At 34.8% G+C, this 13665-nt stretch carries 11 protein-coding genes; 9 read left to right on the forward strand and 2 right to left on the reverse strand.

The features are described from left to right. Positions 1–126 precede the first annotated feature (126 nt). Entirely contained in the window at positions 127–501 is a 375-nt protein-coding gene (locus BN1242_RS06100; protein WP_071435471.1) for a hypothetical protein, read from the reverse strand. 226 nt (positions 502–727) lie between these two features. On the opposite strand from BN1242_RS06100, the gene BN1242_RS06105 reads away from it, so the two are divergent. From BN1242_RS06105 to BN1242_RS06130, 6 genes are all read left to right on the forward strand, one after another. After that, on the forward strand, positions 728–1492 hold the full coding sequence (locus tag BN1242_RS06105; protein WP_062352842.1) for a threonine/serine exporter family protein: 765 nt from the start codon (positions 728–730) through the stop codon (positions 1490–1492). A gap of 34 nt (positions 1493–1526) precedes the next feature. Beyond that, positions 1527–1982, forward strand: coding sequence for a threonine/serine exporter family protein (locus tag BN1242_RS06110; RefSeq protein WP_062352846.1), 456 nt, complete (start codon positions 1527–1529; stop codon positions 1980–1982). Positions 1983–2077: 95 nt separating this feature from the next. Then, the gene (locus BN1242_RS06115) at positions 2078–2539 is read left to right on the forward strand and encodes a divergent PAP2 family protein (protein ID WP_062352849.1); all 462 of its coding nucleotides are present in this window, start codon (positions 2078–2080) and stop codon (positions 2537–2539) included. A 409-nt stretch (positions 2540–2948) separates the two neighbouring features. Then, positions 2949–5690, forward strand: a complete 2742-nt coding sequence (locus tag BN1242_RS06120; RefSeq protein WP_062352852.1) for a hypothetical protein — start codon at positions 2949–2951, stop codon at positions 5688–5690. A gap of 149 nt (positions 5691–5839) precedes the next feature. Next, positions 5840–6238: a hypothetical protein gene (locus BN1242_RS06125; RefSeq protein WP_062352855.1), complete on the forward strand. Its 399-nt coding sequence runs from the start codon at positions 5840–5842 to the stop codon at positions 6236–6238. Positions 6239–6652: 414 nt separating this feature from the next. After that, positions 6653–7609 (forward strand): DHH family phosphoesterase, encoded by a 957-nt coding sequence (locus BN1242_RS06130; protein ID WP_062352858.1) that lies wholly within the window; start codon positions 6653–6655, stop codon positions 7607–7609. A gap of 133 nt (positions 7610–7742) precedes the next feature. Here the strand turns inward: BN1242_RS06130 and BN1242_RS06135 are convergent, their stop codons facing one another. Further along, on the reverse strand, positions 7743–9299 hold the full coding sequence (locus tag BN1242_RS06135) for a GGDEF domain-containing protein (protein ID WP_062352860.1): 1557 nt from the start codon (positions 9297–9299) through the stop codon (positions 7743–7745). A gap of 290 nt (positions 9300–9589) precedes the next feature. Between BN1242_RS06135 and hutU the strand changes: the two genes are divergently transcribed. From hutU to BN1242_RS06150, 3 genes are all read left to right on the forward strand, one after another. Next, positions 9590–11248, forward strand: coding sequence for a urocanate hydratase (hutU, locus tag BN1242_RS06140; protein ID WP_062352862.1), 1659 nt, complete (start codon positions 9590–9592; stop codon positions 11246–11248). Positions 11249–11317: 69 nt separating this feature from the next. Further along, on the forward strand, positions 11318–12607 hold the full coding sequence (hutI, locus tag BN1242_RS06145) for an imidazolonepropionase (RefSeq protein ID WP_062352865.1): 1290 nt from the start codon (positions 11318–11320) through the stop codon (positions 12605–12607). Next, a complete protein-coding gene (locus BN1242_RS06150; protein WP_062352868.1) occupies positions 12598–13596 on the forward strand; it encodes an agmatinase family protein in 999 nt (332 codons plus the stop codon). The genes hutI and BN1242_RS06150 overlap by 10 nt, the downstream gene beginning before the upstream one ends. Positions 13597–13665: the final 69 nt, after the last annotated feature.

Below are 13665 nucleotides of genomic sequence, written 5' to 3' on the forward strand. Positions count from 1 at the left end.
CTAAACGTTATTATTTCCTCCCTTTTCTGTAATTCGATTATTAATCAAAATGAATAAGCTAAGCAAATCCACGATTAGTGCGTAAAAATGAATGGTTTATATACATATTAATAAAGAATTTTTTATTTAAAAGCCGTCTTCAATTGCTGAAAATGGTATTTGTAGTCGATTTTCTACAATACGCAATCTTTGATTAAGGCGTTGCAACTTTCTAGTTTGACGTTCATTTTCACGGCTTAATCGAGTGATTTCCTGGCTCATACGTCTCATTTCTCCATTGATTCTGGTTATTTCTTGATTCAAACGACGAATTTCATCGTTTTGTCTCGTCAGTTCTTCTGTCTGTCTTTCGTTTTGTCTTTCTAACTGACTTACTCTTCTTTCCAAGTTTGGTTGACGGATATCATAACTAGAGTAGTCATACGTATTTGAAAAGGACGAATAACTAGGTGAGTAAGAATATGTTAGCATTTGATAAGGGGAATACTCGTTAGCATACATTGGGCATCTCTCCTTTTTTTAGTAGGTAAATCCACTATACGATATGATAATTTTCAAAAACTGACAGGGCAAATTCATCAAGTGTAATGGATTTTATCCATTATCATTAATAAATACTTACTCCGTGAAAATCATTTTTGTTAAGCATATTGAAAATACAGTAGGAAATAGATTACACTGTCTTCAGTATGATTGTTCTTTATAAGAATGGAGAGGGGAGATAGAAATGGAAACAAAAGAAGTGAAAGAAAATAATGAAATAAGTGAGCTTTGTCTCCTCGCAGGGAAAATTATGTTAGAAAGTGGCGCAGAAACATATCGTGTAGAAGATACAATGATTCGAATAGCTAATGCATACGGTGTTCATAGTGCCGAAAGCTATGTCACGCCAACAGGAATTGTTTTTTCACTCGAAGGGGAATATCCAACAAAAACGAAAGTAATTCGAATATTAAAAAGAGGAACGGATTTAAATAAAATTGCTATTGTAAATAGTACTTCTAGAGATATTAGTACTGGAAAATATTCGGTAAGAGAGGCATATAACAAGCTGAAGGCAATCGAAAAAGCAAACTTAATGTATTCCGTCTGGTTGCAAGTGTTAGCTGCAGCGCTTGCCAGTGCCTGTTTTGTTATTATGTTCCGGGGAAGTTGGGATGATTTTGTTCCTGCAATATTCGCAGGTGGGTTTGGCTTTTTTATGTTTCTTTATATTGATCGCATCGTGCAAGTCAAATTTTTCTCTGAGTTTTCAGCCTCACTAATAATAGGGTTGTTGGCAAGTATTTTCGTTCATTATGGTTTTGGTAAAGAAGTAGACAAAATTATTATTGGGTCTGTCATGCCACTTGTTCCTGGACTGCTCATTACAAATGCCATCCGAGATCTAATGGCAGGACATTTAGTTTCCGGCCTCGCAAAAGGAGCAGAAGCTGTGTTAACAGCTTTTGCCATCGGTTCCGGAATAGCTGTAATTTTAGCTATGTTTTAAAAATGGCAATGTTAAAGAAGGAGTTGATCGGTTAATGTTGGCACAGCTATTCACTAGTTTTGTTGCAACATCTGGATTTGGTGTCATTTTTAATGTACCAAAAAAAGCATTAATCCAATGCGGTTTTGTTGGGATGGTTGGCTGGGCGATTTACTTTTATATGGTGGAACAGCAAATAGACTCTGTTCCAGCTAGTTTCGTTGCGGCATTTTTTATTTCCATTATTAGTCATATTTTTGCCAAAAGATATAAAACACCAGTTATTATTTTCACGGTTGCTGGAATTATTCCATTAGTTCCTGGCGGTTTAGCATATGAAACGATGAGAAATTTTGTCGTGAATGATTATAATATGGGAATCCAATTAGCTACTAAAGTTTTACTAATAGCCGGTGCAATTGCTATGGGGATTGTTTTCTCAGAAGTCTTTAATCAAATATTCCGGAGGTCATTGAATAAAATAGCAAAAATCAAACGTCCAAAGTCATAATAAAATTATCCTGATGAATATGTTAAGAAGTTCCAAATTAGATGCAATGAATAATCATTGATTTACTCAAGCAAACTATGTTTGAGGTGGTCGTTTTGAATAAACCGATGAAAACAGCACTGCTTACCATTGGATTAGCACAATTTATTAAAATACCATTAAGGATGCGTTCAACCGGAAAATGGGATTGGAATGTCTTCTTTGAGACAGGAGGGATGCCAAGCTCACACTCGGCAGGTGTTTCAGCATTGGCAACATATATCGCTTTAAGTCGCGGAATAAAAACAGTTGATTTCGCGTTATCAACCGTTTTTGGTCTTATCGTTATGTATGATGCACAAGGTGTCCGACGTCAAGCTGGGGAGCTAGGTCTGAAATTGAATGAGTTAGAAGAAGAAGTAGAAAGGTTAGCAGGTCAGAAAGATCGACATTATCATGACAGGAAGTCTGCTCGCATCCGTGAAAGATTGGGACATCAACCAATTGAAGTGGTCGGTGGATCGCTTTTAGGGATGATAACAGGTGCACTCAGCTATCTTTTGTTTGAGAAAAAATGATGTACATAGAAATAATAACAAGGCTGTCCGAGAGTTGCTTGATTCCGTATTCCATGTCACTAATTACGTCATGGACTTGGAGCAGGAGTTTTGGACAGTCTTTTTAATGTGGTTTTCTCATTCTCAAATTGCGGATATTCAGTTGCTGCTTTTTTAGAATAGAGCATTATATTGTCTTGAAACTGAAAGGATATTGTAATTAATCCGTGAATATTATTTGATAGAATGAAATAGGTATAAAAGGAAAAGTAAGTTAAATCAATAATTGCATATATTTAAAAATTTCATTCCCTTATCCTATAAGCACATTTTCATAAATAATAAGCAATTCCACAAAATCCGACAAACTTTGTAAAATATTTCATATACAATAGCGGTAATGAAAAATAAATTTTAATAGGTGATGCAGGTGAACTTAGAGAATAAGTTAATTTCTAAACAATATTATCAATCATTGGTCCGTGATTTTAAAGAAAACCATCCGATTCAATCGTTAGGGGAACTTTTTTTACTAGAACAAAAAAAAGAAATGCCAGATGCTTCATATATTCGTTTTTCGCAAGGTGAGGTCTATTATCAAAACAAAGACTACGAAGCAGCCATTTACAAATGGGAAAATGTGCACAATGAGTTAAAACCTTGGGCACAAAAAAACATTGGCGATGCATACTTTGAACTAGAACTCTATCCTACCGCTGAAAAAATATATACAGAAATTAATACAGAATCCATACCATTACAAATGGAAATCCAATTACAATTGTTCGCACTGTATATCGAACAACACAATAGTGATGCGGCAAAACAAGCGATAAAAAAAGCTGTTTCAATAAATCCTGATTATCCCAATGTAACAAAAATCGCCAAAAAACATTTTGAAAAAACACTAGATTGGGAAAGTGCTATGAACTTAGCTATATCAGAGGGGATACGTACCCAATCGTTATATTGGTTTGAACTCATTAAATCATACGTAAAGCAGAAAAAGGTTTATGAAATGCAGCCAGACTATTTTCATGAAGTATTAACAGTTCTTTTTAAGTTAGATAAATCGTTGTTTGAACAATTAGTTATTGCTTTATGGAATTATTTCAAAAATGAAGCAGCTTATTTTCCATGGTTAGTTGGGTTTAACCGTTTATTTATAAGCCTAGAAGTAGATAGTTCCACAAAATGGAATTATTTGCCCGACCAATATGCACAATCTTATAAAGAATTAATGTCAGGGAATCATTTATTAAATGAAATGAAAGTTGTGATTCCTGGATTTTTAAACACTTGGTTACTTTTGTCCAATAAAGAAACAGCTATTTTACCATGTGCTAACATCTTTGCTTGGAATGAAGTTATCCCACAATTTATTGCTCCAGAAATGTTGCAGGAAGCAGAAAAGTTAATTTTTCAATCAAATAACTATATCGATATTAATACAGAAACAGAGAAACTATATGTACAAATAATTAGCTGGAAACAACAGCAAAGATTAGAAGTGAACGGGCAACTTAATAGATTAAGCAACCATATATTAAATGAGAACAAGAATTATATTACACTTATTTCCATGATTGGAAGTGAAAAATCAGTTTTTGTTAATTCCCTGTTTAATAGGAATATATTACCAGAAGTACCGACATCTGCTGTTACAATGTTCCAATATGGAGAAAAAAATTCTATTACCGAATATAAAGATAATCAATTCTTAGAAATATCAGATGTAGCAGATTATCATAGTTTTGTTGCAGCAAGACGAAGATCAACTGCAGCAAGTTATGATGTGAAATTGAATCATCCACACTTAAAAGAGTTTGAATTAGTTTTAATCGACACACCTGATTTATATGGCAATATAGAATTAATGAATGATTTTGCTGATTTTCTCCATATTTCAGACGGTATCGCGATATTATTATATAAAGAACACCCAATAAGTAACGAGGAATGGCAGTTATTAGAAAAACTAAAGTCTGAATATGGACATATTCCGTTATATTTTATTTTAGTAAATATGGATGATTTATATGAACAGCAAAGAGAAAGGGAAATGGTGGAAATTGGAAAGAAAAATATCGAAGTAAACTATTCAGATGCAACTATTTTTGCTTATTTTGATACAGAAAGTCACCGCAAATCCTTATTGAAACTACTACAAGAAAGCAAGAAGAAAGATGTATATAATAAAGCCGAAAAATACGTATTTTTTATAAAAAGAATTATTGCAGATTTATTAGTGCAACGAAAACAAGCCGAAAATCAACTGTTGGAATTGATTAATCAGAAGGAAGATTTATTACATCGAGTCATTGGTGCGAAAAATCAACTAACCGATCTACAAAAGGATAAAATCGCAATGATAAAAAAATCATATCATTTAGTTGCTGAGGAAATGCAAAATGAAATCATACAGAGATTACCGAAAGTGTTGCAAACGATGGCTGAAACCATTGACGAAGAACGTGATTTTTTTAAAATTAATCAAGAATTAAATGATGAAATGAATGAAAAAATTACTCAGTTTATTGAAAATATCATTTTACCAGAATTTGAGAGCAGAATGAATGATTGGTTGAAGTTATCTGAACAAGAGTTAGAAGAAAGCAGAAAGTTTTTTGAGGAAATGGCTTATAGCCTCCATTCGTTAATTGGAGAAAACCAACTAGAAGCAGAGTTTGATTTTAACATACTAAACGACTGGCAACGGGATATTAATAGGTTAACGAGAAAAGTGGAGATAGCAAAAGCAAATATTTTACTGCGATATACACCGTCTCAAATATTTTTAAAAAGCACTGGTCGAGTCCTTTCCGTATTCTCTCAAAATAAAGCAACTTTAGTAAAAAAATATCAGTCATTTATAGAAAATGAAAATTATGAAGAAGTTGTAAAATCTATTGCTCACCAATTTGTGCAACCATTTACCTTAATTGAACAAGGGATTGAACGGGATGTTGATATCTTTTTTGAAGATGCCTATGAAAAATTAATTCAATTAAGTAATGATACGGAAAAAGAAATTAGTGAGACGAAAGCCACTTTAATGAAATTAAAGGAAAATCCAGAAAGCTTTGAGGATCCGCTATCTATTTTTGAAATTTTACGTACGCAATTTGAAATCATTTTAAAAGTGATAAAGCCTGATCCGATAACAATATAATCCAGTTTTCAAAGAGCTGCCTGCCTGAGAAATGAACATTTTCCGATTTAGGTAGCTCTTTTTTTGCGTGAAAATACAGTGCTTCTTTTGTTCTATATACTACAAACTATCATATGTATGTAATAGGACAAGGATAGAGGGGGAGCGTAATGGGTGCGAAACATGAAAAAATAGAAGTAACGGAAGAATTGGTTGAGCAATTCTTCTATTTGAGTAAACAAGCGAAGGAAATTGACCGTCAGTTGTCCATGTTGAAAAAAATTTTTAATGATTATTTAGATGAGTATTATGGGAGAAATGAGAGGGTGGACTTACAATTTGATCGTTTCCAACTGCAACGACAAGTCCGCGTAACGGAAAAATATGATGAGCCAAAAGTTGTGGAAAAACTGGAAAAGTTAAATTTAACGGACTGTATTAAAGTAGAAAAACGTCCAGACGGTGAAAAGATCCAAGCAGCAATTACGTTAGGACTATTAAAAGAAGAAGATTTACAGCAAATGAAGATTAAAAAAACTGCTACAGCGATTTCTGTGAAAGAAAAGTAATGAAGAAGTCAGGAATGTTCTATGAAATGATTAGACATTCCTGATTTTTTGTCTTCACCCTGTAAAAATTGCCAAAAATGAGGTTCACACCCATTCCAATAGCAAGTTTATATAATCAGCTACTATAATAGCCTCTGAAAAAAGTTCATACTTAACGAATAAAGCGAACTTATTTTCCCTTTTAAAGCAAAAATTGTATAATAGCAAATAGCGACAAACGCAACAAACAGCCTATCCGAAAAGGAAAATTTGCAAAAGCGAAAGCTAAGTTTATATCTTCTGCCCTTTTATGAAGGAATATTTGCCATAGAAAATGGTCATCTTACAATTAAAATTTGTGTTACAGCATTTTATAAATAAATTCTTGTCATCTTCTTAGTAAGTTAAAATGCGTGAATAACTGGAGGTCTATCATTGAAAGTAAAACTTTTTACCGATACTGATTTAGATGGTTTAGGGTGTGGTATTATCGCAAGGATCGCATTCGGTGTGAATGTAGAAATTGCATACTGTTCTTATCGTAATCTGAATGAACGTGTTACAGAGTTTATTCAAGAGGAAGAAAAACAATCTTACTACTTATTTATTACCGACTTAGCTGTGAATAAAGAAGTAGAAGGAAAATTGGCGGAACGATTTAACCGTGGCCACCATGTACAAGTAATTGATCATCACGTTACTGCTTTGTATTTTAATGAGTATGATTGGGGAAAAGTAGTACCTATTGATGTTCATGGGAAACAAACATCTGCTACTTCGTTATTTTACGACTTTGTTATAGAACAAGGATGGTTACAGCCGACAAAAGCATTAGCCGAATTTGTTGATTTAGTTCGCCAATATGATACTTGGGAATGGGAAGCAAATAATAATCTTCTTGCTAAACAGCTTAATGATTTATTTTTTATTTTCGGTAGAGAAGATTTTGAGACCGATTTATTAAAAAGGTTACAAGCAAATAAAAGTACGTTTCAATTAACAGAAGTGGAACAAAAGCTGTTAGCGATTGAGTCAGAGAAAATTGAACGATATATTAAGAAAAAAAATAACCAATTAATAAAAGCTCCGATACAAAATTATTCCATCGGGATAGTTCATGCAGAGCAATATTTATCTGAATTAGGGAATGCATTAAATAAATTAAACGACCAATTAGATATGATTGCTTTAGTTAATGTAGGAAGTAAGAAAATTGGCTTTCGTACCATTCATGACAAAGTGAATGTTGCAGAATTTGCTAGGCAATTTGGCGGAGGCGGTCATCCGAAAGCTTCTGGATGTGACTTAAATGAGGATACGTTCCGGCTTTTTGTTACGGATGTCTTTCATTTGTTACCTCTGAAAGAAGAACAACGTGATAAAGATATGTAAGATAAATTGCCATGAGGGTTTCACACGAAAGATAACATACGAATTTCCCTTATACATATTTGCTTTTACGCCGTAAATAGAAGTGGAGCGAACGTTAATGGACCTCCACCTCTATTTTATCTTTTTCCTCTAATTAGCGAACGATAATCGTGTCCCGATTTCGCTTTGCTTCATACAGGGCACCATCTACTCGCTTATACAGTTCGTTAAATGTATCATTCTTACACCAAGTAGTACAGCCGATACTTACGGTTAGTGGAATATGATAGCCAGCACATTCTATTTTGTTTTGCGCAATCGTATGCCGAATTCTTTCTGCCAATATCTTTCCGTCTTCTAAATCGCTATCAGGGAGGACTATAACAAATTCCTCACCACCAAATCTACCGACAATATCGGAAGACCGTATCGATTTTTTGAAAATTTTTGCCAACTTCATTAAAACCTCATCACCAACATCATGACCATATCGGTCATTCACCGATTTAAACAAATCCACATCAATAATCAGTAAGGAAAATGGTGACCTTTCTGTTTCTGCTTTAAGAATTAATTGTACAATTAATTCGTCTATGTATCTACGATTATATAACCCTGTCAAAAAATCTGTCTTAGCCTCATGCTCTCGGATTTTATTTAGTTCTTCTAATTGAAAAACAGTCTCCTTTAATTGCTTGTTTTTTTGTTCTAAACTATCCAATGCGATAGATAAAAGTTGGTTAAGCTGTTTGTTTTCCTTTAAAGTCAGTAATTGTCTAGTAAATAGCAGGATAAAACAGATAAATGCACCAATCATCAAAATATTAAAATCCTTGATACTATAAACTAGGACAGTTATTAAAACACCAATACTAGATAATGGCAAAAAGTTGCCACGCATTAACTTTTGTAACCGTGTTTCATTTTCTTTAATTTTGGTGGAATGATTAGTGTATAAACTAGAAAATCCAATGGTGAACATAAATAATGTCCATAGAGGCTCGGTTATTTTCTGAGTCAAAGGAAAACCTATAGCGGTATAATAAAGAAAGATTACTTCCACAAAAAAATAGATGCCAAAGCTATATAGCAACAGTTTTAATGTTGTTTTAGATAAAAAGTGTTCGTTCAATAAGAAAGTTATATGTATTAATCCGAAAAAAATTAATAACTCTGTTAACGGGTAGGAAATCATCATAAATATTTCAGGGAAGGATGAATGACTACTTAAATAAAACGGCTTATAAATAAGCTCCCAACATATCGTTAAGACTACGGTAATAATAATGAATATATCTAATATAGTTATGAGCGTACGTGTTTTTCTATTGTAAAACGAAACAGTAAAAACTAGTGCCCATAAAATTATGTTATAATTCAACAAATAGAAAACATCAGAAATACTCGGAAAAGGGGGCTCTTTAAGTAGAGTGATATTATTGTAGTACCAAAAGAATTCACCAACAATACTGAATAAAATTCCAATAAAAAGAAACTTCCAAAACACTTTTTCTTTACTGGAAGTTCTCTGAATAGCAAAAAATAGTAAAAAGGCACTAGTTACAGGACCGATAAACGAGAGAATATTCGTTATGATCGTTTTTCCTAAACTATCAGAAACACCGAAAAGAATGATGTAATACAGCATCATATGCAACGGGATATAAAAATATAAGAAGCGCCGAATTGGATGTAAATTTATTTTTTGCATGTCATCCTCTCCTATTTGGACTGCCTGTAAATAATAGGACTTTATACCTATAATTTTACCATATTGCTTATTAATGTACAGTATTTGAGAATGATTATTTTATAATTATAGTGAATTTCGTGAAAGTTACAACCTTTTTTATTATAATAAAGATAATTTAAACATTTTGTTAATGTTAATTTTACTGCCAATTTTTTCACAAGAAATGGCACTATTATTTTAGAAAGTTTTTGAATCGTAATGACGTTGGTATAGTGCTAAACAAATACATTTATTTTTAGGAGGAAAAAATGAAAACGGATACAAAGGGAGAACAATATGTTGGCACACAGCTTTCTGCAAAAGGCTGGATACAGGAAGCAGCAATTCGAATGTTAAAAAATAACTTACATGAAGATGTCGCAGAGAAACCAGCCGAATTAGTTGTTTATGGTGGTATTGGCAAAGCAGCAAGAAATTGGGAAAGTTATGAAGCAATTATAAAAACACTAAAAGAGTTGGACAATGACGAGACTTTGTTAATTCAGTCGGGTAAGCCTGTCGCTGTTTTTAAAAGCCATGTCGATGCACCAAGAGTTTTAATAGCTAATTCCAATTTAGTCCCGAAATGGGCAACATGGGAACATTTTCATGAACTTGATAAAAAAGGTTTGATAATGTATGGACAAATGACAGCAGGCAGCTGGATTTATATTGGTAGTCAAGGAATTGTCCAAGGAACGTATGAAACGTTTGCCGAACTTGCTCGAAAGCATTATGGTGGTACGTTAAAACATACGATAACGGTAACGGCTGGGCTAGGAGGTATGGGTGGGGCTCAACCACTTGCAGTTACGATGAATGATGGTGTTTGTATTGCAATCGAAGTGGACAAATCAAGAATTGATAGACGAATAGAAACGAAGTATTTGGACGTTTACACTGAATCTTTGGAAGAAGCGATCCAATGGGCGAACGAAGCAAAGAAAAGTGGAGAAGCAAAATCTATTGGACTATTAGGCAATGTTGCAGAAATGTTACCGAAAATGCTTGAAATGAATTTCATCCCAGATGTGTTAACAGATCAAACATCAGCCCATGACCCGTTAAATGGATATATTCCGGCTCGTTTTACATTACGAGAAGCGGCAGAACTGCGCAGTCGTGATCCAGAAAGTTATGTGAAAAAGGCAAAGGAAAGCATGGCTGTTCATGTGCAAGCTATGTTAGATATGCAAAGTAAGGGGGCAGTTACTTTTGATTATGGAAACAATATTCGTCAAGTAGCGAAGGACGAAGGAGTAGAGCATGCATTTGATTTTCCAGGATTTGTACCTGCTTACATAAGGCCACAATTTTGTGAAGGAAAGGGACCTTTTCGCTGGGTTGCACTGTCAGGTGATCCAGAAGATATTTATAAAACGGATGAAGTAATTTTACGGGAGTTCAGTGATAATGAACATTTATGTAAATGGATTAAAATGGCTCAAGAAAAAATCCAATTTCAAGGGTTGCCAGCCCGAATTTGTTGGTTAGGTTATGGTGAAAGAGCAAAATTTGGAAAAATTATAAATGATATGGTGAGAACAGGTGAATTGAAAGCGCCAATTGTTATTGGTCGAGATCATTTAGATTCAGGTTCAGTGGCCTCTCCTAATCGGGAAACAGAAGCAATGAAGGATGGAAGTGATGCAATTGCGGACTGGCCAATTTTAAATGCCCTAATCAATGCGGTAGGCGGAGCAAGTTGGGTTTCTGTTCATCACGGTGGTGGAGTGGGGATGGGTTACTCCATTCATGCTGGGATGGTTATTGTTGCGGATGGCACGAAAGAAGCAGAACTTCGCCTCGAACGAGTTTTAACGACCGATCCAGGAATGGGCATTGTCCGTCATGCGGATGCTGGTTATGAAAAAGCAATGGCAGCAGTAAAAACACATAGCATTCATATGCCTATGTTAAAAAAATAATGAAGTTTTTCTCCCATGCTAACGGTTAATACCTTTTTCGTAAAAATAGTTTTATCTTGAGGTGAAAAAATGCAAAAAAAACAAACAAAACCTTTATATATAAGAAATGCCAATGAAGTAATTACATTAAAAGATAGCTCATCCACCCCGTTAAAAAAAGAAAAAATGAATGATTTAAAAGTTATTCATAATGGTAGTGTTTGGATAGAAAATGGTATTATTCAGGCGGTTAGCTCCGACCATGAACTTACTCAAAAATATGAAGATCGCATTCAAGAGGCAGAAGTAATAGATGCAACAGGAAAAGTAGTAATGCCAGGTTTGGTCGATCCTCATACTCACCTCGTCTATGCAGGAAGTCGAGAAGCTGAATTTCATATGCGATTAAATGGGGCGACGTATATGGAAATAATGAATAGTGGTGGAGGAATTCATGCAACCACATCTAAAACCCGTGCTGCTACGGAAGAACAATTGTATGAAGAAAGTAAAAATCGGCTAAACAAATTTTTATTGCATGGTGTAACGACTGTTGAGGCGAAAAGTGGATACGGCTTAGACTGGGAAACTGAAAGAAAACAATTAACGGTTGCAAAAAAGTTGCACGAAGATCATCCGATGGATATTGTAAGCACATTTATGGGTGCCCATGCAATTCCGCAAGCATATAAAAACAATCCAGATATATTCGTATCAAAAATCATAAATGAAATGTTGCCGAAAGTGGCTGCTGATCATTTAGCGGAATTTAATGACGTATTTTGTGAAGAAGGTGTTTTTACCCCAGAACAATCAAAACGAGTTTTATTAGCAGGAAAGGAATTCGGTTTAATTCCGAAAATACACGCAGATGAAATTGTTTCCTATGGTGGTGCAGAATTAGCAGCAGAGGTAGGGGCAATTTCTGCGGATCATCTTTTAAAAGCATCAGATCAGGGGATCCAAATGATGGCGGAAAAAGGTGTAATTGCTGTCTTACTGCCTGGAACAGCTTTCTTTTTAATGACAGAAGCGGCAAATGGCAGAAAAATGATTGATGCTGGTGTGCCTGTAGCTTTATCGACGGATTGTAATCCCGGATCATCTCCTACTTGTTCGCTGCCATTTATTATGAATTTAGCATCTATGCATATGGGTTTAACTGTAGAAGAAGCTATTACAGCAGCAACCATTAATGCAGCCCATGCAATTAATCGTGGGAAAGAGATTGGTAGTTTAGAAGTAGGGAAAAAAGGGGATATAGTGATATTAGATATACCAAATTATAAGCAGCTCAATTATCATTACGGAATGAACCATACGGATACGGTAATTAAAAATGGGATTATTGTTGTAAAGGCGGGGAGTTTATGTCAATAAAGTTTAGTGATTTGCCGATTACCCAACCGGCATTTCACTGGCAAGTTTCAAATAATCCGTCCATGGATGAGATGAAAGTTCACGAATGGATTCAACCATACCGTGAAGAAGTTCGTGGACTTTGGGATGCAGTTATTCTCGGTGTCCCACTTTCCCGATCATCTATTAGTGCAAGCGGGGCATCAGAGTTCCCAAATGCATTCCGAAAAACTTGGCCGAAATTTACTACATACAACTTAGATTTACGACTGGACTTAGGAAAGCTGAATGTTTGTGACTTAGGCGATGTGAAAATGCATGTCACTGATATTGCCCGATGCCATAATAATATTTCAAGTGCTATGGCCGGTATTCAGCAACTTTATCCAAATTCGCTTACCATTTCAATCGGTGGTGACCATTCCATTACCGCCATGTTAGTAAAAGGAATTCACCAAGTTTATCGGGACAAAAAAATCGGCATCCTACAATTAGATACACATCTTGATCTCCGTGACTTAACAGATAACGGTCCATCAAACGGTACGCCAATTCGTAATCTAATTGAACAAAGGATAATTGAAGGAAAGCATGTATATAACATTGGCCCACACGGTTTCTTTAACACAAAGGCGCTAGTCAAATTTGCCGATGAACACGAAGTAAATATTATTACTTTAAAAGAAGTGCGCAAAAAAGGCATCGAAACTGTCATAGCTGAAGCGTTAAGAAAGTTAACAGAAGAAGTCGACGTCATTTATGTAACTTGTGATATGGATGTACTAGATATTGCCGTTGCACCAGGTGTTCCTGTTTCTACTCCAGGAGGATTGACAACTTTTGAATTATTTGAAGCATTAACGATTGCGGGAATGAATGAAAAGGTAAAAGCAATGGATATCGTTTGCCTAGACCCACTCCGAGATTATCGGCAACAACCAACAGTAAAGGCAGGAACTCATGCCTTTCTTTCTTTCTTGTCAGGATATGCATTGAAAAAGCGAAGATAATTTGGCTGTGGTGTGAAAGACAAAAAACATTTTTAAAAAAGATGCTTACAATTAGCCACTAAATATATG

Source organism: Bacillus kwashiorkori, assembly GCF_001375515.1.
In the GTDB taxonomy this organism is placed as follows: domain Bacteria; phylum Bacillota; class Bacilli; order Bacillales; family Caldibacillaceae; genus Bacillus_BK; species Bacillus_BK kwashiorkori.

What these genes read in the sequence shown, in the direction of transcription:
- BN1242_RS06100 (WP_071435471.1), bottom strand. Translation starts at nt 501, where the DNA reads ATGTATGCTAACGAGTATTCCCCTTATCAAATGCTAACATATTCTTAC.
- BN1242_RS06105 (WP_062352842.1), top strand. Translation starts at nt 728, where the DNA reads ATGGAAACAAAAGAAGTGAAAGAAAATAATGAAATAAGTGAGCTTTGT.
- BN1242_RS06110 (WP_062352846.1), top strand. Translation starts at nt 1,527, where the DNA reads ATGTTGGCACAGCTATTCACTAGTTTTGTTGCAACATCTGGATTTGGT.
- BN1242_RS06125 (WP_062352855.1), top strand. Translation starts at nt 5,840, where the DNA reads ATGGGTGCGAAACATGAAAAAATAGAAGTAACGGAAGAATTGGTTGAG.
- BN1242_RS06135 (WP_062352860.1), bottom strand. Translation starts at nt 9,299, where the DNA reads ATGCAAAAAATAAATTTACATCCAATTCGGCGCTTCTTATATTTTTAT.
- hutU (WP_062352862.1), top strand. Translation starts at nt 9,590, where the DNA reads ATGAAAACGGATACAAAGGGAGAACAATATGTTGGCACACAGCTTTCT.
- hutI (WP_062352865.1), top strand. Translation starts at nt 11,318, where the DNA reads ATGCAAAAAAAACAAACAAAACCTTTATATATAAGAAATGCCAATGAA.
- BN1242_RS06150 (WP_062352868.1), top strand. Translation starts at nt 12,598, where the DNA reads ATGTCAATAAAGTTTAGTGATTTGCCGATTACCCAACCGGCATTTCAC.